We start from the raw sequence: 26,477 nt of genomic DNA on the forward strand, positions 1-26,477 counted from the left end.
CGGGGAGTTTAGGGCAAACCCGGGGGTCGCTGGTTGGACGTGTGGTCCGTGGCGCGGCAACAGGTTGGGGACGTTTGGCTGCGGAGGATTTGGTGCCGCATTATGAAATGAAAAATCGTCATTTGGAAAGAGGGGATTTTTGTGCGACACTTCGTGACAAGCCGGCCGCCGCGCCGTACCCTTTGTGTCGTGTCACCCGAGGAGACGCTGCCATGTCCGAACCGATCCCCCCGATTTCCCCGCTGGTTGCCCCCGACGCCGACCCCCAGGAGACGCGTGAGTGGCTCGAAGCACTCGACGCCGTCATCGAGCGCGAAGGCCCTGAGCGGGCACACTACCTGCTCGAGCAGCTCCTCGAAGAAGCGCGCGAGCACAGCATCGATCTGCCGTTTTCGGCCACCACGGGTTACGTCAACACGATCGAACCCGACGAGGAGGAGCGCTGCCCCGGCAACCTGGAGCTGGAGGGGCGGCTGCGCGCCTACATGCGCTGGAACGCGATGGCGATGGTCGTCAAGGCCAACCGGCTCGAGTCCCCCGATGGCAGCGAGCTGGGCGGGCACATCAGCTCGTTTCAGTCGCTGGCGCACCTGCTGGCGTGCGGCTTCAACCACTTTTGGCACGCCGACGACACCGACGCTGGCGGCACCCACGGGGGCGACCTGCTGTACATCCAAGGGCACAGCGCGCCCGGCATCTACGCGCGGGCGTTTCTGGAGGGGCGTATCACCGAGGAGCAGTTGCTGAACTTCCGCCAGGAGGTCGAAGGCAAGGGGCTGTCCAGCTACCCCCACCCCAAGCTGATGCCTGAGTTTTGGCAGTTCCCCACGGTGTCGATGGGGCTGGGTCCGATCATGGGTATCTACCAGGCGCGGTTCTTGAAATACCTGCACGCGCGCGGCATTGCCGACACCTCGCGGCGCAAGGTTTGGGTGTTCTGCGGCGACGGCGAAATGGACGAGCCCGAGAGCATGGGCGCGATCGGCCTGGCCGCGCGCGAGGAGCTAGACAACCTGATTTTCGTCGTCAACTGCAACCTGCAGCGGCTGGACGGTCCGGTGCGGGGCAACGGCAAGATCATCCAGGAGCTGGAGGGCGACTTCCGCGGCGCGGGCTGGAACGTCATCAAGCTGTTGTGGGGTAGCAACTGGGATCCGCTGCTGGCGCGCGACAAAGAGGGCGTGCTGCGGCGCATCATGATGGAAACGCTCGACGGCGACTACCAGGCGTTCAAGGCCAACGACGGCGCCTATGTGCGCAAGCACTTCTTCGGCCGCCACCCCAAGGCGCTGGAGCTGGTGGCCAAGATGAGCGACGAGGACATCTGGGCGTTGCGCCGCGGCGGGCATGACGCCCAGAAGGTCTACGCGGCGTTTCACCGCGCGTACCACCACAAGGGGCAACCCACCGTGATCCTTGTCAAGACCGTCAAGGGCTACGGCATGGGCCGTGCCGGCGAGGGCAAAAACACCGCGCACCAGACCAAAAAGCTCACCGACGAGGACATCCGTTACTTCCGCGACCGTTTCAACATCCCGATCCCCGACAGCGAGCTGCCCAAGATCCCGTTTTACAAGCCGGCCGATGACACGCCGGAGATGAAATACCTGCACGAGCGCCGCAAGGCGTTGGGGGGTTACCTGCCCAAGCGGCGCGTCAAGAGCGACGAGCAGTTCACGGTGCCGGCGCTGGCCACGTTCCAGGTGCTGCTGGAGCCCACGGCCGAGGGGCGCGAAATCTCCACCACCCAGGCCTACGTGCGCTTCCTGACGCAGCTGCTGCGCGACAAGGCGCTGGGGCCGCGTGTGGTGCCGATCCTGGTCGATGAGGCACGCACCTTCGGCATGGAGGGCCTGTTCCGCCAGATCGGCATCTACAACCCCAAGGGCCAGCTGTACACCCCGGTGGACAAAGACCAGGTGATGTACTACCGCGAGGACCAGGCTGGCCAAATCCTCCAAGAGGGCATCAACGAGGCGGGGGGGATGAGCTCGTGGATCGCGGCGGCGACGTCGTACTCGACGAACAACCGCATCATGATCCCGTTTTTCATCTACTACTCGATGTTTGGGTTCCAGCGCTTTGGCGACTTGGCCTGGGCAGCGGGTGACATGCAGGCGCGCGGCTTTTTGCTGGGCGGCACCTCCGGGCGCACCACGCTCAACGGCGAGGGGCTGCAGCACCAGGATGGCCACAGCCACATGATCGCGGCCACCATCCCCAACTGCATCAGCTACGACCCCACGTTTGCGCACGAGGTGGCGGTGATCTTGCACCATGGCCTCAAGCGCATGGTCGAGCAGCAGGACAACGTCTTTTTCTACATCACGCTGCTCAACGAAAACTACGCCCACCCGGGCCTGCAACCGGGCACGGAAGCGCAAATCATTCAAGGCATGTACCTGTTGCGCGAGGGTCCGAAGCTGACGCCGCGTGTGCAGCTGCTGGGCAGTGGCGCGATCCTGCGCGAGTCGTTGGAAGCGCAAACGCTGCTGGCGCGCGACTGGGGCGTGGCGGCCAACGTGTGGAGCTGCCCGAGTTTTACGCAACTGGCGCGTGACGGCCACGACTGCGAGCGCTGGAACATGCTGCACCCCACCGCCGAGCCGCGCGTGCCGTTTGTCACGCGCCAGTTGGCCGAGCACCCGGGGCCGGTGGTGGCCTCCACCGACTACGTGCGGGCCTACGCGGAGCAAATCCGCCCCTTCATCCCGGCCGGCCGGCCCTACAAGGTGTTGGGCACCGACGGCTTTGGCCGCAGCGACTTCCGCTGGCGCCTGCGGCGTCACTTCGAGGTCGACCGCCACTACATCACGGTGGCGGCGCTCAAAGCACTGGCCGAGCAGGGCGCCGTGCCGGCCAGCCGCGTGGCCGAGGCAATTGCCAAGTACGGCATCGACGCCGACAAGATCAACCCGCTGTACGCCTGAGGGCAGGGAGGAGTGACCATGGCCGTGGTGGAAGTGAAGGTTCCGGACATTGGGGACTTCAAGGATGTGGCGGTGATCGAGGTGCTGGTGCAGCCTGGGCAGAGGGTGGAGGTTGACCAGTCGCTGATCACGGTGGAGTCGGACAAGGCGTCGATGGAGATACCGTCGAGCCATGCGGGGGTGGTGCAGGAGCTGCGGGTCAAGCTTGGGGACAAGGTGTCGGAGGGTTCGGTGATTGCGCTGCTGCAGGTCGAGGGTGCGGTGGCGCAGGGCGAGCCGGCGCCGCTGTCCAGTGTGGTGGCGCCCGCTGCGGTGGTGGCTGAGGCCGCAACCTCGCCGGCGGCTGCGGCCGCGGCGCCTGCGGCTGCAACGCCCCCTGCTGCCCCTGCCGCACCGGCGGCGCTCACCCCCCCGCCGGCGCCAGCCGGGGTGGGGGCACACGAGCCGACCCGTGCGCCGGTGGGGTTGCCCCACGCGTCGCCGTCGGTGCGCAAGCTGGCGCGCGAGCTTGGCGTGCCACTGGACGAGGTGCGTGGCAGCGGCCCCAAAGGGCGCATCACCGCCGAGGATGTGCAGGCTTTCACCCGGGCCGTCATGCGCGGTGAGCAGCAGACCCGCGCGCAGCTGGCCAAAGCCGCTGCGCCTGCAGCCGCGCAAGGTGGCGACGGCGCGGCGCTGGGCCTGCTGCCGTGGCCGAAAGTGGACTTTGCCAAGTTCGGCCCGATCGAGCGGCGTGAGCTCAGCCGCATCAAGCGCATCAGCGGCGCCAACCTGATGCGCAACGCCGTGATGATCCCCGCCGTCACCAACCACGACGACGCCGACGTCACCGAGCTGGAGGCCTTCCGCGTCCAGCTCAACAAAGAGTACGAAAAGCAGGGCATCAAAGTCACGATGCTGGCCTTTCTGATCAAGGCCTGCGTGGCGGCGTTGAAAAAATTCCCCGAGTTCAACAGCTCGCTCGACGTCGAAGGTGGCAGCGAGGCGCTGATCCTCAAAAACTACTGGCACATTGGCTTTGCCGCCGACACGCCCAACGGGTTGGTGGTGCCGGTGGTGCGCGACGCCGACCGCAAGGGCGTGCTGCAGATCGCGCAGGAAACGGCCGAGTTGGCCCAAAAGGCCCGCGACGGCAAGCTCAGCCCTGCGGAGATGAGTGGCGCGACGTTCACCATCTCCAGCCTGGGTGGCATCGGTGGGCGTTACTTCACGCCGATCATCAACGCGCCGGAAGTGGCCATCCTGGGGGTGTGCAAGGCGCGTACCGAGCCGGTGTGGAACGGTCAGGCGTTCGTGCCGCGGCTGATGCTGCCGTTGTCGTTGACGTGGGACCACCGTGTCATCGACGGCGCGGCGGCGGCGCGCTTCAACGCCTACCTCGGTCAATTGCTGGCCGATTTCCGTCGCATCGTACTCTGAGAGGGGAGGGTAACCATGGCGCTGGTGGAAGTGAAGGTACCGGACATTGGGGACTTCAAGGATGTGGCGGTGATTGAGGTGCTGGTGCAGCCTGGGCAGAGGGTGGAGGTTGACCAGTCGCTGATTACGGTGGAGTCGGACAAGGCGTCGATGGAGATACCGTCGAGCCATGCGGGGGTGGTGCAGGAGCTGCGGGTCAAGCTGGGCGACAAGGTGTCGGAGGGCTCGGTGATTGCGCTGCTGCAAACGGAGGCGGCGCAGGCGCCAGCACCGGCGGGCAGCGCCGCTGCGGCGCCCGTGGCCGCGGCGACGCCAGCGGCCGCCCCTGCAACGACCATGCCCCCCGCGGCGGACGCGGGGACGTCGGCGGCGGTTGGCCGCGCTTCTTACGACGGTGCGGTGGACCTTGCGTGCGACGTGCTGGTGCTGGGCGGCGGCCCCGGCGGGTACTCGGCCGCGTTTCGCGCGGCCGACCTGGGCCTGAAGGTGGTGCTGGTGGAACGCTACCCGTCGTTGGGCGGGGTCTGCCTCAACGTCGGTTGCATTCCCAGCAAGGCGTTGCTGCATGTGGCCGCGGTCATCGACGAAGCGCGGCATCTGGCCGGCGCCGGTGTGACGTTCGGCGCGCCGCAGATCGACCTGGCCGGCCTGCGCGCGCACAAGGACGGCGTGATCGGCAAGCTGACAGCGGGTCTGGCCGCGATGGCCAAGATGCGCAAGGTGACGGTGCTGCGTGGCTACGGTGTCTTCGTTGGGCCGCACCACGTGGCGGTGGAGGAAACCACCGGCGCCGGCCAGGACAAGACCGGTCGCCAACAGGTGGTCGCGTTCAAACGCTGCATCGTGGCGGCCGGCTCACAAGCGGTGCGCCTGCCCTTTTTGCCGCAGGACGAGCGCGTGGTCGACTCCACCGGCGCGCTGCAATTGTCGCGGGTGCCCGAGCGCATGTTGATCATCGGCGGCGGCATCATCGGGCTGGAGATGGGCACGGTCTACAGCACGTTGGGCGCGCGGCTGGAGGTGGTCGAGATGCTCGACGGCCTGATGCCCGGCGCCGACCGTGACCTGGTCAAGGTGTGGCAGCGCCTCAACGCGCCGCGCTTCGATGCCATCCGCCTGCGAACGCGCACGGTGGCGGCCGAAGCCACGGCCGACGGCATCCGGGTGCAGTTTGAGGCCGCCGACGGCACCCGCAGCGAAGGGCTGTACGACCTTGTGCTGCAGGCTGTCGGGCGTGCACCCAACGGGCGCAAGATCGGTGCCGACGCGGCGGGGCTGCCGGTGGACGAACGGGGCTACCTGCGCGTCGATCGCCAAATGCGCACCGCCGTGCCGCACATTTTTGCCATCGGCGACATCGTTGGCCAGCCGATGCTGGCGCACAAGGCGGTGCACGAAGGCCATGTGGCCGCGGAGGTCATCGCCGGCGAGCTGCTGGGCGATGAGCAGCTCGCGCGCACCGCGTTCGACGCCCGCGTCGTGCCCAGCGTGGCCTACACCGATCCGGAAATCGCCTGGGTGGGCCTGACCGAGGACCAGGCCAAAGCGCAAGGCATCGCGGTGGACAAGGGACTGTTTCCGTGGACCGCGTCGGGGCGCGCGATCGCCAACCGGCGTGACGAAGGCTTCACCAAGCTGCTGTTCGACAAGGCCACGCACCGCATCGTGGGCGGTGGCATCGTCGGTGTGCACGCAGGCGACATGATCGGCGAGGTGGCGCTGGCCATCGAGATGGGCGCGGACGCGGTCGACATCGGTCGCACCATCCACCCACACCCGACGTTGGGTGAGACGATTGGGCTGGCGGCGGAAGCGGCCCACGGCGCCTGCACCGACCTGCCGCCCGCGCGGCGCTGACGCCCTCGCGGCGGGGCCGCGATCGGTGTATGCGCAAGCGCGGATGTTGACCGAGGTCAACATCCGCATGCGGGGTTTCCCTAGGATGCAGGGCAGGGTGCTGCAGCCCTACCAACGACGAGGAGGAACCTTGCAATGGATACCGTATGGCCAGCGCGCGTGCGCCGCATCATGGTGGCCTTGGGGCTCGGGGTGGTCATGTGGGGGGTGCAGGCGCAGTCGACCGACCCCCTGGTGGTGGGCGAAGTGATCGCGCGCGACCGTTGCGCCGTTTGCCACGGGCCGTGCGGGCAGGGCGTGGCGGCCAATTTTCCGCGCCTGGCGGGGCAAAACCCGCAGTACCTGGCCAACCAGCTGAAGGCTTTTGCGCGTGGTGAGCGCAAGGACACCGCGATGACCGAAAAGGTCAAGGGCCTGAGCGACAGCGACATCGAGGCGGTGGCCGAGTACTACGCACGCCAAAAGCCCGGGCACACACCCAGCGGTGACGAGCTGTTGTTGGCGGTGGGGCGCTTTGTCTACGAGCGCGGCAACCGCCACGCGGGCTTGCCGCCGTGCGCCACCTGCCATGGTCCAGGCGCCGTCGGCACCACGGAGCTGCCGCGGCTGGCGGGTCAGCATCCGCAGTACGTCATCCGCCAGGTCCAGGCATTCAAAGAGCGTGGCGGCAGCCGGGACAACGCCATCATGCGCGTGATGTCGCACCGCTTGAGCGACCTGGAGCTGGAGGCGGTGACGGCCTACCTGGGCAACCTCAAGTAGTCGCCCCTGAGTTATTCTTAAAAGTTTGTTTTTGGATGACATTTCTCTCCGTTGGTCGTGCCATTGCCCCAAGCCCAATGCGCGTTGATCGCTGCTTTCTGGGTGTTTCGCCGTGCGCTACGCCTGCTGCGCCACCGAGGATTTTTTCCGTTTGCGCCTCGATCAGATGATCGACCTGCGCCATCCGCTGGCTGTGCTGGCCTCGCGCATGCCCTGGCAGGCGCTCGAGGCACGGGTGGCACAGGTGTTGTCGCGCAAAGGCCCCGCCGGTGTGGTCATGCCCGAGTTGGACCTCTTTGGCGCAGCGCCCGTGCGCGTCACCCGGGCATCCAACGCGTGGGGGTGCGGGTGTTGCACGGCAACCTGTACGAGGGCCTCACCTTGAGCGAGCAACTGCAGCAGGCCAGCAACCTGATGCAGGACACGGGCGTCAAGCCCACCACAGCCTTCGTCGACCTGGGCTACTGCGGCGTGGATTCGGACAAACGAAGGGGCCGTCGCTCGCGTTGATAGGGGCAATTGACGGTGTCGCTGGGCCAAAGGGGTGCGCCCCGCTCGGGGCGGGTGTAGAATACACGCTCCGCCCGCTTAAGCGACGCCGCTTCAGCGCATTCGGCATCTGGCCCCAACCCCGCGCAGGCGAGGGTTATAAACGTGGCCTTAGAGGAAGCCGCGCGTGTGCATGCACGACACAGGGTACGTTGAATCGAGGATTATGTCCCGCGTGATGACCTCGACATCTCGCCACGGATGATGGGCATCGGATAGCCCCGCTGGCCGGCCGCCTTTTTTTGGAGCGCCCGGCAAAGAGGTGCCGGTGTCAGGCCCGCCGACCACGCCGGCGCGTGTGCGACGGTCGGCGTCGCGCGGTCAACCGCCGTCGGCCTCGCCCAGCGTGACGCCCCCCATCACCTGGCTGAAGCCGCCATCCACATAGATGACCTCGGCGCTGATGCCGGCGGCCAGGTCGCTGAGCAAAAACGCCGCGGTGTGGCCGACGTCGTCGATCGTGACGTTGCGGCGGATGGGGGCGTTGTTTTCGACGACGTGCAGGATTTTGCTGAAGCCCTTGATGCCGCTGGCCGCAAGCGTCTTGATCGGGCCGGCCGAGATGGCGTTGACGCGCCAGCCACGGCGTTGGCTGCCCAGCGACTCGGCCAGGTAGCGCACGCTGGCTTCCAGGCTGGCCTTGGCCAACCCCATGGTGTTGTAGGCCGGCACCATGCGCACCGACCCGAGGTAGGTCAGCGTCAGCAGCGCGGCGTTGTCGTTGAGGTACGGTCGCGCCGCCTTGGCCATCGCGGGAAAGCTGTAGGCGCTGATCTCGTGCGCGGTGCGGTAGGCCTCGCGGCTGAGGCCATCGAGAAAATCGCCGGCGATGGCTTCACGCGGCGCGTAGCCGATGCTGTGCACGAAGCCGTCGAACGTGGGCCAGTGGTGGCTGAGCTGGGCGAACAGGCGCTCGATGTTGGCGTCGTCGGCCACGTCGCACTCGAACACCAGGTTGGAGCCAAACTCGGCCGCAAACTCGGTGATGCGGTCCTTGAAGCGCTCACCCACGTAGCTGAAGGCCAGCTGCGCCCCCTGCGCATGGCAGGCCCGCGCGATGCCGTAGGCGATCGAGCGGTTGGACAGCACCCCAGTGATCAGCAGTTTCTTGCCGGCCAGAAAACCCATCGTCTTGTGCTCCTCGTCAAGTGTGGAATTTCCTGCAGAATTGTCGCATGCATGCCGTTGCGAGCGTTTGCCCGTTGTTCCCAGGCCCTGTGCGTGGCTGTCTGGCCGCCGCCGCTGGCGTGGCGACCAAGCGCGCCGCTCCGGGTCAGGTCGGATCCGGCGGCGTGCGCCGCTGGCGCGCAGCCGCCGTGGCGTGGCTGCTGGGGGCGTGCACGTGGCTGGTGCTGCCGCTGGCGTGGGCAGCGCATGGCTACGCGCTGTGGGGGCACCTGAAGTACCCGGCCGACTTTGCGCACTTCGACTACGTCAACCCGCAGGCCCCGAAGGGGGGCGAGCTGCGGCTGGTCAGCAACTTGCGCGTCTCGACCTTCGACAAATACAACCCGTTCACGCTGCGCGGCAACGCCCCGGCGTACCTCAGCGACCTGCTGTTCGACACCCTGTTGGTCGGCGCGGCCGACGAGGTGGGGGCGGCGTATGGCCTGCTGGCCGAGGACGTGCAGGTGGCCCCCGACGGCCTCAGCGCCACGTTTCGGTTGCGGCGCCAGGCGCGCTTTCACCACGGCAAGCCGGTGCTGGCCGAGGACGTTCGCCACACCTACGAGACGCTGATCGGGCCGCACACCTCGCCGGTGTACAAAACCCTGCTGGCCGACGTGGCGGGGGTGGACGTGCTGGACGAGCGCACGGTGCGGTTCCGCTTTCGCCAGCCGAACCGCGAGCTGCCGCTGACCGTGGGTGGCCTGCCGATTTTCAGCCGGGACTGGGGTGTGGATCCGGCCACGGGTCAACGCAAGCCGTTCAACGAGGTGGTGATGGACCACCCCATCGGCAGCGGGCCGTACCGCATCGGGCCGGTCAAGTTTGGGCGCGACATCACCTACGTGCGTGACCCCCACTACTGGGCGCGCGACCTGCCGGTGCGCCGCGGCACGTTCAATTTCGACCGCATCACGGTCAAGATCTACAAGGACAACACCGCGCGGCTGGAGGCACTGAAAGCGGGCGAGTTCGACCTGATGCGGTTTTTTTCCGCCGGTGACTGGGCGCGGCGCGTCAAGGGCAAGCGGTTCGACACCGGCGAGCTGGTCAAGGCCGAGTTCCGCCACCGCCTGCCCACGGGTTTTCAGAGCTACGTGCTCAACACACGCCGCGCACCGCTGGACGACATCCGCGTGCGCCAGGCGCTGGCGCTGGCGCTGGACTTCGAGTGGATGAACGAGCGGCTGTTTTATGGCAGCTACGAGCGCGTGCGTGGTTTGTTTGGCAACACCGCCTGCGCCGCGCAAGGCGAGCCGGACGAAGCCCAGGCGCGGCTGCTGCGGCCATGGCTGGGCACGCTGCCACCGGCGGTGTTGGGGCCGATGGCCGAACCGCCCCGCGCCGGCACGCCGCAGGCTCTGCGGGCCAACCTCAAGAAGGCGCAGGCTCTGTTGCGTGAGGCGGGCTGGACCTACCGCGACGGCGCCCTGCGCAACGCGCGCGGCGAGCCGCTGGTGCTGGAATACCTCGACAGCAATGAAGCGGGGGCGCGGGTGGTCACACCGTGGCAGCACAACCTGGCACGCATCGGTGTGCAGCTGCGCTACCGTGCGGTGGACTTTGCGCTGTACCAGCAGCGGCTGCGCACGTTTGACTTCGACATCGTGACGCTGGCGTTCGGCGGCACGCACAGCCCCGGTGCGGAGTACGCCGATTTGTTCGGCAGCGCCGCGGCGCGCACCGAGGATTCGGGCAACTTCACCGGCTTGGCCAACCCGGCGGTGGACGACCTGATCGAGCGCATGGTGCGGGCCAAGCGCGAGGAGGACTTTTTGGCCGCCTGCCGCGCGCTGGACCGCGCGGTGGCGCATCTGCACGTGCTGATCCCGCAGTGGTCCGCGCCGACGCACCGCATGGCGTACAACGCCTGGCGGCTGGACCGTCCCGCCCACATGCCGCCCTACGCCAGTGGCGAGGGCTGGGCCATCGAAACGTGGTGGGCGCGCCCCGAGGCGCGCAGCGCACGCTAGGATCGGGGCCACCATGTGGAGTTACTTCCTCAAGCGCCTGCTGTTGATGGTGCCCACGCTGTTGGGGGTGCTGCTGGTGACGTTTGTCGTCATCCAGTTCGTGCCCGGCGGGCCGGTGGACCAGTACCTGGCCGAAACGCGCGCGGGGCTGGGCCACGGCGCCGAGGGCGGCATGGCCTACCGGGGCGGGCAGGGGGTGGACCCCAAGCGGCTGGAGCAGATCAAGGCGTTGTACGGGTTTGACAAACCGGCGCACGAACGCTTCGTGCAGATGTTGTTGCAGTTTGCCCGCTTCGATTTGGGGCAAAGCTTTTTTCAGAACAAACCGGTGGCGCAGCTGATCGCCGACAAGCTGCCGGTGTCGATGAGCCTGGGGCTGTGGACGTTTGTCATCAGTTACGCGGTGGCGGTGCCGTTGGGCATTGCCAAGGCGGTGCGCGCTGGCAGCCGGTTTGACATCGTCACGTCCATCCTGGTGCTGGTGGCGTACGCCATCCCGGGGTTCGTGCTGGGCGTGGCGCTGTTGGTGGTGTTCGGGGGGCAGTTGCAGTGGTTCCCGCTGCGGGGCTTGGTCAGCGATCATTGGGACGAGCTGTCTTGGGGCGCGCGCATCGTGGACTACCTGTGGCACATCACGCTGCCGGTGCTGTCGATGGTGCTGGGCAGCTTTGCCGTGACGACGATGTTGACAAAAAACGCCGTGCTGGAAGAAATCCGCAAGCAGTACGTGCTGGTGGCGCGTGCCAAGGGCTTGGACGAGCGCCGAATCCTGTGGAAACACGTGTTGCGCAACGCGCTGATCCCGATCGTCACCGGCTTTCCGGCTGCGTTCGTCGGCGCGTTTTTCACCGGCAGCCTGCTGATCGAGACGCTGTTTTCGCTCGACGGGCTCGGGCTGCTTAGCTACGAGAGCGTGATCCGGCGCGACTACCCCGTCGTGTTGGGCACGCTGTACCTGTTCACGCTGATTGGGCTGCTGACCAAGCTGGTCAGCGACCTGTGCTACGTTTGGGTGGATCCGCGTGTCAAGTTCGACTGAAACGTCGCTGGCCACGCTCAGCCCCGCGCGGCGCGCGTGGCGGCGCTTTGCACGCCACCGGCTGGGGTTGGTGAGCCTTGTGCTGTTTGCAGCGATGGTGGCGCTGAGCCTGGCGGCGGAGTTGATCTCCAACGACCGGCCGCTGCTGGTGCGCTACCAGGGCCAGTGGTACGTGCCGCTGCTGCACGACTACCCCGAGACGACGTTCGGCGGAGACTTCGACACCCCCACCGACTACCTCGATCCGGACATCCGTGCGCGCCTGACCCGCGACGGCAACTGGGCCCTGTACCCGCTCAACCCCTACGGTGCGCGGGCGCTGAACTACTGGGCGCCCGGCCCACACCCCGCGCCGCCCAGCGCGGCTAACCTGTTGGGCACCGACGACCGTGGGCGCGACCTGCTGGCGCAGTTGATTTACGGCTTTCGCATCAGCGTGCTGTTTGCGGCGGCGCTGACCGCCACCGGCGTCGTGCTGGGCGTGCTGGCCGGCGCGGTGCAGGGGTACTTTGGCGGACGCATCGACCTGACGTTGCAGCGCCTGATCGAAATCTGGTCGTCGATGCCCGAGCTGTACTTGCTGATCATCTTCAGCGCGCTGTTTGCCCCCAGCGTGGCGCTGCTGCTGGTGCTGCTGAGCTTGTTTGGATGGATGGGCCTGGCCGACTACGTGCGTGCCGAATTTTTGCGCAACCGCCAGCTCGACTACGTGCGTGCGGCGCGGGCCATGGGGCTGGGGCACGGCGCCATCATCTGGCGCCATATCCTGCCCAACAGCCTCACGCCGGTGGTGACGTTTTTGCCGTTTCGCATGAGCGCGGCCATTTTGGCGCTGACCTCGCTCGATTTTTTGGGCCTTGGTGTGCCGCCAGGCACCCCCAGCCTGGGCGAGCTGCTGGCGCAGGGCAAAGCCAATATCGACGCGTGGTGGATTTCGCTGTCCACCTTTGGCGTGCTGACGTTGACGCTGACGCTGCTGACCTTCATGGGCGATGCGTTGCGTGACGCGCTGGACCCCCGCAAGGCCGATTGACGGATGGTGACGATGTCAGCCCCCACCGACCCGACGCCGTTGCTGCAGGTGCGCGACTTGTCGGTTGCCTTTGGCGCACAGCCGGTGGTGCGGGGCGTGTCGTTCGACGTCGCCGCGGGGGAGACGGTGGCGCTGGTGGGCGAGTCGGGCTCGGGCAAGACGGTCACGGCGCTGGCACTGATGCGGCTGCTGCCCGAGGTGCGCGTACAGGGGCAGGTGTGGCTGCAGGGCGAAGAGGTGCTGGCCGCGCCCGAGCGCCGTTTGCGGGCGCTGCGCGGCGAGGCGGTGGCCTATGTGTTTCAGGAACCGATGACGGCGCTCAACCCGCTGTACCCGGTGGGCGAGCAGATTGCCGAGGCACTGCGGGCCAAGCGCGGCCTGGACGCGCGCGCCGCCTGGGCGCGTGCCGAGCAGGTGCTGGCCGAGGTGGGGCTGGACGAGCCCAGTCGGCGTGCGCGCCAGTACCCCCACCAGTTGAGCGGCGGTCAGCGGCAGCGGGCCTTGATCGCGATGGCGCTGGCGTTGCAGCCGCGCTTGCTGGTGGCCGACGAGCCCACCACCGCGCTGGACGCCAGCCTACGCGTGCAAATGTTGCAGCTGCTGCACGAGCTGCGTGATCGCCACCGGCTGGCGGTGCTGCTGATCACGCACGACCTGCACCTGGTGCGCCGCTTTGCCGACCGCGTCTTGGTGATGCAGCAGGGGCAGGTGGTGGAAAGTGGCCCCACCCACCAGCTGATGGCGGCGCCGGCGCACCCCTACACCCAGCGCCTGCTGGCCAGCCGACCGCGGCGCGATCCCGCTTGGCTGCGGCCCGCGGCCGACGACGATGCGCCGGTGCTGACCCTGCACGACGTGCGGGTGCGCTACCCCGTGTCCAAGCCCGGATGGCGTGGCTGGTGGCAGCGTGGCTGGTTCGAGGCCGTGCGTGGCGTCAGCGCCACGTTGCGCAGCGGCCGCACGCTGGCGGTGCTGGGTGAGTCCGGCAGCGGCAAGTCGACGCTGGCGCTGGCGGCGCTGGGGCTGCTGCCGGCCGAGGGCGACATACGGGTGATGGGCCAGCGCTGGCAGGGCGGGGCCGCCGACCGGGCGCTGCGCCGTCACATCCAGGTGGTGTTCCAGGATCCGTTTTCCTCGCTGTCGCCACGGCTGACCTTGCAGCAGATCGTCGAAGAGGGGTTGCGCGTGCACGAACCCGAGCTCGATGCCGGGCAGCGCCGCGCACGGGTCGTGCAGGTGCTGCGCGAAGTGGGCCTGTTCGACGCCGACATGCCACCCGGCGACGTGGCGGCTTGGCTGCAGCGCTACCCGCACGCGTTTTCGGGGGGGCAGCGCCAGCGTATCGCGTTGGCGCGGGCGCTGGTGGTGCGGCCGCGCGTGCTGGTGCTGGATGAGCCGACCAGCGCCCTGGACGTGACGGTGCAGCAGCAGGTGCTGCAGTTGCTGTTGCGGCTGCAACGCGAGCTAGGCCTGGCGTACCTGCTGATCACCCACGACGTCGAGGTGGTGCAGGCGCTGGCGCACGAGGTGCTGGTGATGCGCGCCGGGCAGGTGCTCGAAGCCGGCCCGGCTGAGCAGGTGTTGCAGGCCGCGCGCGACCCGTATACGCGCACGCTGCTGGCCAGTGCCTTGGCCATGGCGCCCGCGCCCAACGCCGCCGCGTTGTGATCCAATGCGGGACAACGACCGATCGACCCCATACAACGACGAGGAGACCCAAGCCCATGCCCCATGATGCACCGATGGCCATGCCTGACCCCGAAGTGACGATCGACCTGTGGTCGCCGCTGCGTTGGCTGCAACGCGGTGCGCGTGACTACGCGGCCAACCCGCTGCCTGGCGTGCTGCACGGGTCGCTGATGGCGCTGTTCGGCATCATCGTGCTGGTGGCGCTGCGCGACCGGTTCTGGCTGCTGGCGGGGGCGTTGTCCGGGTTTTTGATCATCGCGCCGGTGCTGGCTTCGGGGTTGTACGCCGTCAGTTGGTACCTGGAGCGTGGTCAAAAGGTGTGCTGCCAAGAGGTGTTGGCGTTGTGGGCCTCGGGCGACCGGCGCCTGATCGCCTTTGGCCTGCTGCTGGCGTTGGCCGGCACCGGCTGGGTGTTCACTTCGGCGGCGCTGATCACGTTGTGGGCGCCCGTGCCCATCGAGCGGCCGCTCGATTTCGTGCGCCATGTGGTGCTGGCGCCCGACATCGGTTTGTTCGAAGTCTGGTTGCTGCTGGGCGCGTGGCTGGCGGCGCCGGTGTTTGCCTCCAGCGTGATGGCGCTGCCGATGATGGTCGACACCCCCACACCGCTGTGGCGCGCGGTCGGCGAAAGCTGGCGCGCCGTCGGCGCACGGCCCGTCGTCATGGGGCTGTGGGCGGTGGTGATTGCCGTGCTGGTGGGGGTTGGCATGGCGTTGGCGATGGTTGGTTTGGTGGTGGTGGTGCCGCTGTTGGCGTACGCCAGTTGGCACGCTTACCGGGATTTCGAGCGCGCTGGCCTGATCACGCCCATGCGCGAGCCGAGGGCATGATGGAAGGTACGCTGTTTGGTTACACGGAAGCGCAGGTGGCGCAGTTCGGCTTGACGTTTGGCGTCGGCGCGTTCATTCTGTACATGCTGTTTATCGTGTTCAACCTGGCGCGCGAATCCAAAGCGGGCAAGTTCGGCACGTTCATCCTGTTTTTGGTGCTGTCGCTGGGTATGCTGGGGTTTTTGGCCAAGAATGTGATTCAGTGGATCATCGGGATATGACCATGGCGCGGGCCGACGCCCGTAGGCGCTTCGGGTTGGGAGGAGCGACATGATGGCAGCAACGCATTACACGGTACCTGGGCGCACCGCCGACGAAACCTACCGCACCGGCGAGCGGGTGCTGCACGGCGTCGTGGAAGGGTGGAACGAGCGGGTGGTGCCTGGCTTCGTGCTCGAATTCGGCAACGGTGGCCTCAAGCTGCTGCCGGACGGGCACGCCAAAGCGCTGGCCCTGCGGTTCAACCAAATCAAACGGTTGCGTATCGACCCCGTCGCTGCGCCGTCAGGCCCGCTGTCGGGGCTGGGCGACGAGGCGCTGCAGTCGTTTGCGGTGCAATTGCGCGACGGCTCGGTGTACGCAGGGCTGTGCTACGACTGCCGGCGCACCGCCGACGGACTGTGGATTTTCCCCAAGTCGGCGCGCGAGGGCGATCCCGAGCGGGTCTTCATCCCGCGCAGCGCCATCACGAACTACCAATGGCAGCGCGGCGACGGTGGGTTGCTGGCCGATTCCGACTTCGGCGTCAGTTTGCTGCAGGACGCTGCCGCCAGCGAGGCAGCGGTGCCGGAACCGGTGGCGGTGACGGTGCAGACCCCGCAGCAGTTGCAAGAGGCGCTGCAGCGCCAGGCCACGCTCAAGCCCGTGCCGATTGGCGAGGCGTTGATTGGTCTGGGCAAGATCACCGCCGAACAACTGCAGCGGGCCCTGCAACAGCAAAAGGCCAAAGGCACGCCGCTGGGGCAGACGCTGGTCGAGATGGGGCTGATCCAGCCCGAGGATCTGCGCGTGGCCCTGGCGCGCAAGATGGGCTACCCGTTCGTCGACGTGCGGCGCTACCCGGTGGATGTGGAAGCGTTGCGGTTGGTACCGGCGACGCTGGCCAGCCGGCTGCGTGTGCTGCCGCTGGCCTTGGTCGGCAACTCGCTGGCGGTGGCGATGGCCGACCCGTTGCAGTTCAAGGCCATCGACGAGCTGGAGTTCACCGCGCAGCGCAAGGTGTTGCCGGTGGTGGGCAGCGCGGCGGATCTGCAGGAGCGCATCGCCCAGGCCTACCGGCAAGCCGGCGTCGGGCCCGGGCGCGACGCCACAGCGTCGGCCGGTGACGCCACCGAGGCGGCCGCCGCCGAACGTGCGGTCGAGGCTTGGCAGCTGGTGGCTGAACTGGCCAGCGGTGCCGGCGAGGACGACAGCGCCGAGCGCCCGATCGAACAGTCGGACAACACGCTGGTGCGGCTGGTCAATTCGATGATCATCGAGGCCTTTCACCAACGGGCGTCCGACATTCACATCGAACCCTACCCCGGGCGGGACCATGTGATCATTCGCTTCCGCGTCGATGGCGAGCTGCGGCCCTACCTCGAGCTGCCGGCCAGTTACCGCAATGCGCTGGTGGCGCGCATCAAGGTGATGAGCGACCTCGACATCTCGGAGCGGCGCAAGCCGCAGGACGGCAAAATCCACTTCATGCGTTTCGGCGGCTTGCCAATCGAGCTGCGCGTGGCTACCATCCCGACCAGCAACGGTCTGGAAGACGTGGTGATGCGCCTGTTGCAGTCCACCGCCACGCTGCCGCTGACGGGGCTGCACCTGAGCGCGCGCAACCTCAGCGTGATCGAGGAGATATTGACGCGCCCGTATGGGCTGTTGCTGTGCGCGGGGCCCACCGGCTCGGGCAAGACGACCACCCTGCATGCCGCGTTGCAGCGCCTCAACACCCCCAACCGCAAAATCTGGACCGCCGAAGACCCGGTGGAAATCACCCAGCGCGGTTTGCGCCAGATTCAGGTCAACTCCAAGATCGGCTGGACGTTTGCGGCGGCGCTGCGCGCGCTGCTGCGGGCGGACCCGGACGTCATCATGGTGGGCGAGATCCGCGACCCGGAGACGGCCGAGATGGCCATCGAGGCGTCGCTGACCGGGCATTTCGTGATGTCGACGCTGCACACCAACTCGGCGGCGGAAACGATTTTGCGCCTGCACGATCTGGGGGTCGATCCGTTTTCGTTTGCCGATTCGCTGCAGGGCATTTTGGCGCAACGCCTGGTGCGACGGCTGTGCCCGGCGTGTGTGCAGCACGAGCCGGTTCCAGAGGCGCGGTTGCACGAACTGATGCGCGACTACCAGGCCCAGCTGCCGCCGGACCACCCGCTGCGCGACGAAGCGCGCCTGCTGGCGCATTGGCAGCAGCATTTCAGCCGCGATGGGGCTTTGATGCTGTCGCACGCGCCCGGCTGCCGCGAGTGCGGTGAAACCGGCTACCGCGGCCGACTCGCGCTGCACGAACTGCTGGCCAACAGCGCCGAGGTGCGCCACCTGGTCCAAACACGTGCGCAGCCCGCGGTGATCCAAGCCCAGGCCATCCACGAGGGCATGCGCACGCTGCGCCAAGACGGCATCGAAAAGGTGCTGATGGGGCTGACGACGCTGGCCGAGGTGCGGGCCTCGAGCAACCTGTGAGGTGGGCGGCGGCGCGCCGATCGCGGGCGCGCACGCCGCCCGCCGTGTCAACAGCCGCGCGTGATCGGCATCTCCACCTCGGGTGCGCGGGCCATGTGTTTGGCCAGTTCCAGCTTGGCGATGGCGTTGCGGTGCACTTCGTCGGGGCCGTCGGCCAGACGCAGCGTGCGCTGGTGGGCGTAGCTGCGCGCCAGCGGCGTGACCTGCGACACGCCGGCGCCACCCCAGGCCTGGATGGCCCAATCGATGACCTTGCATGCCACGTTGGGGGCCACCACCTTGATCATCGCGATCTCGGCCTTGGCTGCCTTGTTGCCGACGGTGTCCATCATGTAGGCGGCTTTCAGCACCAGCAGACGGGCTTGCTCGATCATGCAGCGCGCCTCGGCAATGCGCTCATGCCAGATGGTCTGGGCGGCGATCGGCTTGCCAAACGCCACCCGGCTGTTGAGGCGCTGGCACATCAGCTCCAAGGCGCGCTCGGCCGCGCCGATGGAGCGCATGCAGTGGTGGATGCGCCCGGGGCCCAGGCGTCCCTGCGCGATCTCGAAGCCACGGCCCTCGCCCAGCAGGATGTGGTCGGCCGGCACGCGCACGTCCTTCAGCTCGATCTCCATGTGGCCGTGCGGCGCGTCGTCGTAGCCGAACACCGAGAGTGCCCGCACAACGCGGATGCCGGGCGTGTCGGCCGGCACCACGATCATCGACTGCTGCGCATGGCGCGGCGCGTCGGGGTTGGTCTTGCCCATGACGATGTAGACCGCGCAGCGCGGATCGCCGGCGCCGGACGACCACCACTTGCGCCCGTTGATGACGTAGTGGTCGCCGTCGCGCTCGATGCGGCACTGGATGTTGGTGGCGTCCGACGAGGCCACCTCCGGCTCGGTCATCAGGAAGGCGGAGCGGATCTCGCCGCGCAGCAGCGGCTCGAGCCAGCGGTCCTTGAGCGCCTCGCTGGCGTAGCGCTCCAGCGTCTCCATGTTGCCGGTGTCGGGGGCGGAGCAGTTGAACACCTCCGCCGCCCACGGCACGCGGCCCATGATCTCGCACAGCGGCGCGTATTCGAGGTTGCTCAGGCCCTCCGGCGCGCGCGGGGAGTTTGGCAGGAACAGGTTCCACAGGCCGGCGGCGCGTGCCTTGGGCTTGAGGTCTTCGATCAGGCGCGTGGGGACCCAGGCGTTGCCGGCGGCGCGGTTGGCCTCGACCTCCGCCTCGAACTGGTCCTCGTTGGGGTAGATGTGTTCGTCCATGAAGGCCATCAGGCGTTCGCGCAGGGCCTGGACGCGGGGGCTGTAGGCAAAGTCCATCGGGGTCTCCGGGGTCAGGTCAGGGGAGGGGAGGTCAGCGCGCCTGTTGCGCAAAGCGCCAGGCCAACTGGGCGAGGGGGCGGGCGCCGGCCGCGCTCTGGCGGGCCTGGGCGCTGGAAGCGATGCCCAGCTCCACCCGTTTGACGATGCCTTGCAGGATGGCCGCCAGGCGGAAGGCGTTGTAGGCCAGGTAGAACGGCCAGTCGCGGCGCAGGGCCTCGGGGGTGGCAAAGCCGGTTTGCTCGCAGTAGCGCTCGATGTACTCGTCCTCGGACGGGATGCCCAGGGCCGCCCAGTCCAGCCCGGCGATGCCGCGGAAGGCGCCGGGTTCGATGTGCCAGGACATGCAGTGGTAGCTGAAGTCCGCCAGCGGATGGCCCAGCGTGGACAGCTCCCAGTCCAGCACCGCCACGATGCGCGGCGCCGTAGGGTGGAACATCAGGTTGTCCAGGCGGTAGTCGCCATGGACCACGCTGACCAGCCGTTCGTCGCGCGCCATGTCGGGCAGGTGGGCGGGCAGCCAGGCCATGAGCGCGTCCATCTCGGGGATGGGGTCGGTGATGGAGGCGACATACTGCTTGCTCCAACGCGCGATCTGGCGCTCGAAATAGTTGCCGGGCTTGCCGTAGTCGGCCAGCCCCACGGCCTGCACGTCCACCCGGTGCAGGGCGGCGAGCACGCGGTTCATTTCCAGATAGTGCGCGCGGCGCTGCTCGGGGTCCATCCCGGGCAGCGACTGGTCCCACAGCACGCGGCCATCGACGTGCTCCATGACGTAGAAGGCGCGCCCGATGACGGACTCGTCCTCGCACAGCACATGCATGCGCGCCACGGGCACGTCGGTGGCGGCCAGGGCTTGCATGACGCGAAACTCGCGCTCGATGGCGTGTGCCGACGGCAGCAGCTTGGCCACCGGGCCGGGCTTGGCGCGCATGACGTACGCCCGCCCCGGGGTGACGAGGCGATAGGTCGGATTGGACTGCCCGCCGGGAAACTTTTCGATGGACAGCGGCCCGGCAAAGCCCGGCAGGTGCGCCGTCAGCCAGCGCTCCAGCGCGGCGACGTCCAGGGCGTGGCTGGCGGAGGTATCAGCGGGAGAGGGGGATTCGGGCATGGCAGGCAGGGGGGAAAGCCGACCCACCCGCCATGCGGCTGGGGGTCAGGGTTCGGATTCGACGATGCGCATGAGCTGGCCACGGTCGCGGATCACCAGGCCGCCCGGCTCGATGCGGATGGCGCCGTCGCGCTCCATGGCCTTGAGCTCCTGGTTGACACGCTGGCGCGACGCACCCAGCAATTGGGCCAGCTCCTCCTGTGCCAGGTGCAGTCCAATGCGGATGTCGTCGCCATGCGCCAGGCACGGCACCCCGTACGAGCGCGCCAGGTGCAGCAGCTGCTTGGCCAGCCGGGCGCGCAGCGGCAGGGTGTTGAGGTCCTCGACCAAGCCGAACAGCGTGCGGATGCGGCGTGCGTGCAGACGCAGCAGCGCTTCGTACAGCTCGACGTGTTGGTCCAGGATTTTGCGAAAGTCGCTGCGCGCCACACACAGCAGGGTGGTGGCGCCATGCGCGTAGGCATCGTGCGTGCGCGCATCGCCATCGAACATCGCCACGTCGCCAAACCACACGCCAGGCTCCACGTAGGTCAGCGTGATCTGTTTGCCGGTGATCGAGGTCGAGCTGACCCGCACCGCGCCCTTGGCGACCGCGCTCCACATCGAGGGCGGGTCGCCACGCGCGCAAATCAGCTCGCCGTCTTGGTACCGTTTGACAAAGGCGCATCGCAGGATGTCGTGCCGCAACGAAGGTGAGAGGCTGTTAAACCAGCGACCGTGGTTGATCGCCTCGCGTTCTTCCATTGTCAGCATCGGCTCATCCGGCGGTTGTCGTGTGAGCGACTGCACGTGCATCGATTGTCTCCTGTGCGACCGAGGAAGGGTTATCGGTACTGGGGCCTGCGTTTGTCCAGGAAGGCTTGAATGCCCTCGCCCGCGTTGGGGTGGTGCAAGTTGCGCACAAAATGCTCACGCTCGTCCCGCAAGTGGCGGCTGAGGCTGTGTTCGACCGCGTCGTTGGCCAGCGTTTTGATGCTGGCCAGCGCGTTGGGTGCCTGGGCGTTGAGGCGTTCGGCCAGCACCAAGGCCTCGGCCAGCGCCGCCCCGGGGTCGGTCAACGTGGTGACCAGGCCCAGTTGGTGCAGCCGGGCAGCGTCGGTGCGCTCGCCCAGCATCAGCAGCTGCAACGCCGTGGCGCGTGGCAGTTGACGCAGCAGGCTCCAAGTCGCCCCACCGTCGGGCGACAGGCCGACGTTGACATAGGCCATCACGAACACCGCGTTGCGCGCCGCCACCAGCAGGTCGCACGCCAGCGCCAGCGAAAACCCCGCTCCGGCGCAGGCGCCTTCCACCGCCGCGATGACGGGTTTGGGAAAACTGCGCACGGCTTCGATCCAGCCGTGCAGCGCGTCGATGCTTTCGGCCTGCACCTCGGGTGGCTGTTGTCGGTTGGCCAGCAGGCGCTGCAGGTTGCCACCGGCGCAAAACGTGCCGCCGGCGCCGGTGACGATGACCGAGCGCACCTCCTGGTTGCGCTCGGCGGCGACCAGGGCTTCGATGCCGGCGACGTAGATTTCGGGGGCCAGCGCGTTGCGTTGCTGCGGGTTGTCGATCGTCAACACCAGCGTGTTGCCGTGGGTGTGGCTTTGCAGCGTGGCGGTCATGCCCTCAATCCTCCGTGTGCAGCAGGCTCAGGCCCAGCGCACCGCGCCGGCGCAGCCACGGCGAAGGCCGGTAGCGCATGTCGCCATACACGGTTTGCAGGTTGAACAGGATCTCCAGCACGCTGGCCGCGCCCACGCGGTCGCCCATGGCCAGCGGCCCGGCAGGGTAGCCCAGGCCCAGCGTGACCGCGGTCTCCAGGTCGGCGGGGGTGCATATGCCTTGCTGGCAAATGTCGGCGGCGATGTTGACGATGGTGGCCACGACCCGCTGCGTGACGAAGCCGCCGCTGTCGCGGATGACGCTGACCGCCTTGCCGTCGCGCGCCAGCAGCGCATGCGCAGCGGCGCGCATGTCGCTGCGGGTGGCTGGGTTGGTGGCCAGCACGCGGCGCTTGACCGCGCCATCGGGCAGCATCATGTCGATGCCGACGGTGCGCCCGGGGTCGAGCCGTTCCACGGCGGCCACCGTCGTCACGTCATGCCCCAGCGGCGCCACGACGATCAGCGCGTCGGGCGAGGGCTGGGCGGCGGTTTCGATCTGCGCGCCCAGGTCCTTCAGCAGTTGCAGCAGCTCGGCACGGCGGGCGGCGCGCCCCGGCACCCACACGGGCGGCAACGTGGTCACATGGGGCACGGCTGGCTCGGGCGGCAACTGGGGCTGACCGTCGACGTAGCGGTAAAAACCCTCGCCCACCTTGCGCCCCAGCACGCCACCGGCCAACCGCTGCGCGGCGATGACGCTGGGGCGAAAGCGCGGTTCCTCGTAGTACTGGTGGTAAATCGACTCCATCACCGGCTGCGACACGTCCAGCGCGGTCAGATCCAGCAGCTCGAACGGCCCAAGGCGAAAGCCCATCTGGTCCTTGAGGATGCGGTCGATGGTGGCGAAGTCGGCCACGCGCTCGCCGGCGATGCGCAGCGCCTCGGTGATGTAGCCGCGCCCAGCGTGGTTGACGATGAAGCCGGGGGTGTCTTGGGCCAGCACAGGCGTGTGGCCCATGTCGCGTGCAAACGCCGCCAGTCGATCGGCCACGCCCGCGTCGGTTTTGAGGCCGCGCACGACCTCGACCACCTTCATCAGCGGCACCGGGTTGAAAAAGTGAAACCCCGCCAGGCGCTGCGGCGCGCGCAACCGGCTACCGATCGCGGTGACCGACAGCGACGAGGTGTTGGTGGCCAGCACCGCGTCAGGCCCGACCACATCTTCCAGCTGAGCGAACAACGTCTGCTTGGCGTCGAGCCGCTCGACGATGGCTTCGATGACCAGGTCACACGACGCCAACGCCGCCATGTCCGTCACCGGCACCAGCCGCTCGACGCAGGCGGCCGCAGCGGCTGGGTCGAGGCGCCCTTTGGCCACCAGCTTGTCCCAGGTGTCGTGCAGGGCCTGACGGGCCGCCTGTGCGGCGTTGGGCTGGGCGTCGAGCAAACGCACGGTGGCGCCGGCTTGGGCGGCGATCTGGGCGATGCCGCGCCCCATGGCGCCGGTGCCGACGATGCCGATGTTGCGAAAAGTGAGACGTTGGTCGGAGCTGCTCATGATGAACCGGTGGGATGTTGCCGCGGATATGCCAGAATTGGCCATCGGAGTCCGCTGAAGATCAACGCAATGGGCATCAAGCATAACCGCACCCGGGCCAGCCTGACAGCCGCTGCCTTGCTGCCGCTGGCCGCAGGCGTAGCGGCGCAGTCGCTGGGTGGGGTAGGGGGGGCGGTGATCATCGGGCGTCCGCTGGATATTGTGGTGCAAAGCAGCGTCAACGCCGAGGACGCGACGGCGCTGTGCGCGCAGGCCACGGTGCGCTACGGTGACACGACGCTGCCGGCCAGCGAGGTCGCCGTCACCGTGGTGCGCGATGACCCCCGCGGCAGCGGGCTGCGGGTGCGCGCACGGGCGCCGGTCAACGAGCCGTTCGTCAGCGTGGACGTGCGCGTGGGGTGCCAAGGGGCACTGGTGCGCAGCTACACGCTGCTGGCGGACTTGGAGCCCTTGCGGCCGGCGGCGGCGCCGGTGGTCGCAGCTCCGGTAGCCGCCGCTGGCCCCACCGCGCCGGCAGCGCCCACGCGTGCGACCGCTGTGCCAGCCTGGCCGGCGACCGGCAGCGTGTCGGCCACGGCCGAGCCGGAGACGCCCGTGCGCTTGACGCCGCCCGCCGTGCGGCCGGCGGGGGTGACCCGATTGGCCAGCAAAACCCCGCCGGTGTCCGCCGCCGCGCCTCGTCCACAGGCGTCGGGCGGTGTGCGTGCGGCGGCCGAGCCGCCCGCCGCACCGTCCGGACCACGGCTCAAGCTCGACCCCGTTGAGGTGGCGCCCCAGCCCGCCGTCGGGCCCGCGACGCCCGGGGCCTCGGCTGAGGGCGGGGTGCCGGCAACCGGCGTGGCGGCCGCCACGCCAGCGGCCGAACCGGCGTCGGTGCCCCCTGCCGTGCAGCAGGAGCTGGAGCGCTTGCGCCAGGAGCAACAGCGTTTGCTGGCGGCTGTGGAAGGTCTGAACCGGGAGCTTGCTGCGGCGCGCGAAGAGCGCTGGCCTGCGTGGCTATGGCCAGCCGTGGCGGGGGCGGTGGGCCTGTTGCTGGGCGTGCTGGGTTGGGCGTGGCGCCGCCGCACGACGCTGGCGGCCGTGCCGTGGTGGGCCGCGCCGGCCACGCCTGCTGGGGCGACGCCGCCGACGCCCATGCCGCCCGCCTCCACCCCCACCGGTGGGCACGACACGCCCGCGCCGATGCCCGCCGAACCCGTGGCGGACGAGTCCGTCGTCCTCGGGGGCGAGGATGTCAGCGTGTTCGGAAACACCGACGCCAACGCAGACCCGCTGGCCACCGATACCGCGCGGCCAAGCGGCGGCGGTGCGGACCTGGAACCCAGCGATGGCGAACCGCCGGAAACCCCCGCGGTGGCACCGCTGGACTTCGCGGCGTTGCACGAGCTGTGGGAGCGGGTGGCGTTTTTCGAAGACCTCGGGCAGGCCGCCGACGCGGTGGCGGCGCTGCGCAGTTTCGTGCTGGCCCACCCACGGGCCAGCGAGGCGCCGTACCTGCGCTGGTGGCACATCGCCAAGCTGGGCGGCCTGGACGTACGCCTGGCCCAGGTCACCTACGAGCAGCATTTCCATCGCCTGCTGGCGCCCGATGACGGGCGCGCGACGTTGCTGGACGACGGCGCGCTGCTGCAAGCGTTGCAAGCGCATTGGCCTGGGGTCGAGGCCCGGCGCCTGATCGAAACCGCGTTGGCGTCCCAGCCGGGTGACCCGGGCAGCCCGTTGCAGGTGCGCACGGTGGCGGCGTTCGACGACCTGATCACGCTGCACGGCATGCTGGACTTGCTGCCCCTGCTGCCGCTGACCGAGGGCACTGCCCCGGCGGCCGACGACGACCACGTCATCGACTTCGATTTCAGCGGCTGGCAACCGCCCGGCGCCAGCAACCCGCCCGATGACCAACGGTCTGGGTGAGCGGCTGCGGTGCGGCCTCAGCGCCGCACGTGCAGTGCCCCCGGGTTGACGATGTTGGTTGGGGTACCCTTGATGTAGTTGACCACGTTGTCGAACGCGGCGGAAAAGTATTTCTCGTAGCTGTCCAGCTCGACAAAGCCAATATGCGGGGTGCACACGCAGTTTTCCAGACGCAGCAGTGCGTGCCCCTGCAAAATCGGCTCACTCTCGAAGACATCCACCGCCGCCATGCCGGGCCGGCCTCGGTTGAGGGCCGCCACCAGCGCGTCGGGCTGGATCAGCTCGGCGCGCGCCGTGTTGACCAGCAAGGCGGTTGGTTTCATGCGCGACAAATCGTCCAACCGCACGCAGCCGCGAGTGGCGTCGCTGAGCCGCAGGTGCAGGCTGAGCACGTCGCTGTGCGTGAACAGGCTGTCCTTGTCGTCCACCGGCTCGCACCCGTCGGCACGGGCCTGCGCGCGGCTGGCTTCGCTGCCCCACACCAGCACCCGCATGCCAAATGCACGTCCGTACCCGGCCACCAGGCGCCCGATGCGGCCATAGCCCCAGATGCCCAGCGTGCGCCCACGCAGCACCTGGCCCAGACCAAAGTTGGGCGGCATCGAGGCGGCTTTGAGGCCTGACTGTTGCCACGCCCCATGCTTGAGGTGGCTGACATACTGCGGGATGCGGCGCATCGCGGCCATGATCAAGGCCCACGTCAGCTCGGCCGGGGCCACGGGATCGCCCACCCCCTCGGCCACCGCGACGCCGTGCTCGGTGCAGGCCTGCACGTCGATGTGCGCCCCGACGCCGCCGGTTTGCGCGATCAATTTCAGGCGCGGCAGTTTTTCCAACAGCGCGCGTGTGATGTGGGTGCGTTCGCGGATCAGCACGACGATGTCGGCGTCGCGCAAGCGCACGGCCAGTTGCCCGACCCCCTTGACGTTGTTGGTGTAGACCTTGGCCGGGTAGGGCTCGAGCTTGCGCGCGCACGCCAGCTTGCGCACGGCGTCTTGGTAATCGTCGAGGATCACGATGTTCATGGCCCGGCTATTGTGCCCGTTGTTGCCACGGTGCCGACACGCCAGCGTC

20 protein-coding genes are annotated in these 26,477 nt (G+C 68.2%); 13 read left to right on the forward strand and 7 right to left on the reverse strand.

What is annotated here, in order from left to right:
* Positions 1 to 212: 212 nt before the first annotated feature.
* From aceE to Taqua_RS13690, 5 genes are all read left to right on the forward strand, one after another.
* The gene (aceE, locus tag Taqua_RS03150; RefSeq protein ID WP_144324647.1) at positions 213 to 2,930 is read left to right on the forward strand and encodes a pyruvate dehydrogenase (acetyl-transferring), homodimeric type; all 2,718 of its coding nucleotides are present in this window, start codon (positions 213 to 215) and stop codon (positions 2,928 to 2,930) included.
* Positions 2,931 to 2,948: 18 nt separating this feature from the next.
* The gene (aceF, locus tag Taqua_RS03155) at positions 2,949 to 4,349 is read left to right on the forward strand and encodes a dihydrolipoyllysine-residue acetyltransferase (RefSeq protein ID WP_144324649.1); all 1,401 of its coding nucleotides are present in this window, start codon (positions 2,949 to 2,951) and stop codon (positions 4,347 to 4,349) included.
* A gap of 15 nt (positions 4,350 to 4,364) precedes the next feature.
* The gene (gene lpdA, locus Taqua_RS03160; RefSeq protein ID WP_144324651.1) at positions 4,365 to 6,206 is read left to right on the forward strand and encodes a dihydrolipoyl dehydrogenase; all 1,842 of its coding nucleotides are present in this window, start codon (positions 4,365 to 4,367) and stop codon (positions 6,204 to 6,206) included.
* 135 nt (positions 6,207 to 6,341) lie between these two features.
* Positions 6,342 to 6,968, forward strand: a complete 627-nt coding sequence (locus tag Taqua_RS03165; protein ID WP_144324653.1) for a c-type cytochrome — start codon at positions 6,342 to 6,344, stop codon at positions 6,966 to 6,968.
* A gap of 381 nt (positions 6,969 to 7,349) precedes the next feature.
* On the forward strand, positions 7,350 to 7,478 hold the full coding sequence (locus Taqua_RS13690) for a hypothetical protein (protein ID WP_281287761.1): 129 nt from the start codon (positions 7,350 to 7,352) through the stop codon (positions 7,476 to 7,478).
* Positions 7,479 to 7,838: 360 nt separating this feature from the next.
* On the opposite strand, the gene fabI is transcribed toward Taqua_RS13690, so the two are convergent.
* Positions 7,839 to 8,645 (reverse strand): enoyl-ACP reductase FabI, encoded by an 807-nt coding sequence (fabI, locus tag Taqua_RS03175; protein ID WP_144324655.1) that lies wholly within the window; start codon positions 8,643 to 8,645, stop codon positions 7,839 to 7,841.
* 47 nt (positions 8,646 to 8,692) lie between these two features.
* Between fabI and Taqua_RS03180 the strand changes: the two genes are divergently transcribed.
* The 7 genes from Taqua_RS03180 to Taqua_RS03210 all read left to right on the forward strand — a co-directional run bounded on the left by Taqua_RS03180 (position 8,693) and on the right by Taqua_RS03210 (position 17,927).
* Positions 8,693 to 10,657, forward strand: coding sequence for an extracellular solute-binding protein (locus Taqua_RS03180; RefSeq protein WP_144324657.1), 1,965 nt, complete (start codon positions 8,693 to 8,695; stop codon positions 10,655 to 10,657).
* 13 nt (positions 10,658 to 10,670) lie between these two features.
* Positions 10,671 to 11,696 (forward strand): microcin C ABC transporter permease YejB, encoded by a 1,026-nt coding sequence (locus tag Taqua_RS03185; protein WP_144324659.1) that lies wholly within the window; start codon positions 10,671 to 10,673, stop codon positions 11,694 to 11,696.
* The gene (locus Taqua_RS03190; RefSeq protein WP_144324661.1) at positions 11,680 to 12,729 is read left to right on the forward strand and encodes an ABC transporter permease; all 1,050 of its coding nucleotides are present in this window, start codon (positions 11,680 to 11,682) and stop codon (positions 12,727 to 12,729) included. Before Taqua_RS03185 ends, Taqua_RS03190 begins: the two co-directional genes overlap by 17 nt.
* A 12-nt stretch (positions 12,730 to 12,741) precedes the next feature.
* Complete coding sequence (locus Taqua_RS03195) at positions 12,742 to 14,397, forward strand: ABC transporter ATP-binding protein (protein ID WP_185969545.1); 1,656 nt, start codon at positions 12,742 to 12,744, stop codon at positions 14,395 to 14,397.
* A gap of 74 nt (positions 14,398 to 14,471) precedes the next feature.
* Positions 14,472 to 15,248 carry a DUF2189 domain-containing protein gene (locus tag Taqua_RS03200; protein WP_246094598.1) on the forward strand — a complete coding sequence of 259 codons (777 nt, stop codon included), beginning with the start codon at positions 14,472 to 14,474 and terminating at the stop codon, positions 15,246 to 15,248.
* Positions 15,245 to 15,469, forward strand: coding sequence for a DUF2788 domain-containing protein (locus Taqua_RS03205; protein WP_246094599.1), 225 nt, complete (start codon positions 15,245 to 15,247; stop codon positions 15,467 to 15,469). The genes Taqua_RS03200 and Taqua_RS03205 overlap by 4 nt, the downstream gene beginning before the upstream one ends.
* Before the next feature lie 52 nt (positions 15,470 to 15,521).
* A complete protein-coding gene (locus Taqua_RS03210) occupies positions 15,522 to 17,927 on the forward strand; it encodes a GspE/PulE family protein (protein WP_144324665.1) in 2,406 nt (801 codons plus the stop codon).
* 47 nt (positions 17,928 to 17,974) lie between these two features.
* On the opposite strand, the gene Taqua_RS03215 is transcribed toward Taqua_RS03210, so the two are convergent.
* The 5 genes from Taqua_RS03215 to Taqua_RS03235 form a co-directional block, all read right to left on the reverse strand.
* Positions 17,975 to 19,234 carry an acyl-CoA dehydrogenase family protein gene (locus Taqua_RS03215; RefSeq protein ID WP_144324666.1) on the reverse strand — a complete coding sequence of 420 codons (1,260 nt, stop codon included), beginning with the start codon at positions 19,232 to 19,234 and terminating at the stop codon, positions 17,975 to 17,977.
* Positions 19,235 to 19,268: 34 nt separating this feature from the next.
* A complete protein-coding gene (locus tag Taqua_RS03220; protein WP_144324668.1) occupies positions 19,269 to 20,348 on the reverse strand; it encodes a phosphotransferase in 1,080 nt (359 codons plus the stop codon).
* Between the two features lie 45 nt (positions 20,349 to 20,393).
* The gene (locus Taqua_RS03225) at positions 20,394 to 21,101 is read right to left on the reverse strand and encodes a Crp/Fnr family transcriptional regulator (RefSeq protein WP_246094600.1); all 708 of its coding nucleotides are present in this window, start codon (positions 21,099 to 21,101) and stop codon (positions 20,394 to 20,396) included.
* A gap of 71 nt (positions 21,102 to 21,172) precedes the next feature.
* Positions 21,173 to 21,952, reverse strand: a complete 780-nt coding sequence (locus tag Taqua_RS03230) for an oxepin-CoA hydrolase, alternative type (RefSeq protein ID WP_144324672.1) — start codon at positions 21,950 to 21,952, stop codon at positions 21,173 to 21,175.
* A gap of 4 nt (positions 21,953 to 21,956) precedes the next feature.
* Complete coding sequence (locus tag Taqua_RS03235) at positions 21,957 to 23,492, reverse strand: 3-hydroxyacyl-CoA dehydrogenase (RefSeq protein WP_144324674.1); 1,536 nt, start codon at positions 23,490 to 23,492, stop codon at positions 21,957 to 21,959.
* A gap of 69 nt (positions 23,493 to 23,561) precedes the next feature.
* Between Taqua_RS03235 and Taqua_RS03240 the strand changes: the two genes are divergently transcribed.
* Positions 23,562 to 25,403: a hypothetical protein gene (locus Taqua_RS03240; protein ID WP_144324676.1), complete on the forward strand. Its 1,842-nt coding sequence runs from the start codon at positions 23,562 to 23,564 to the stop codon at positions 25,401 to 25,403.
* 17 nt (positions 25,404 to 25,420) lie between these two features.
* Here the strand turns inward: Taqua_RS03240 and Taqua_RS03245 are convergent, their stop codons facing one another.
* Positions 25,421 to 26,428, reverse strand: coding sequence for a D-2-hydroxyacid dehydrogenase family protein (locus Taqua_RS03245; RefSeq protein WP_144324678.1), 1,008 nt, complete (start codon positions 26,426 to 26,428; stop codon positions 25,421 to 25,423).
* Between the last annotated feature and the right edge of the window lie 49 nt (positions 26,429 to 26,477).

Origin of the sequence: Tepidimonas aquatica (assembly GCF_007556585.1) — a bacterium.
Lineage (GTDB): Bacteria > Pseudomonadota > Gammaproteobacteria > Burkholderiales > Burkholderiaceae_C > Tepidimonas > Tepidimonas aquatica.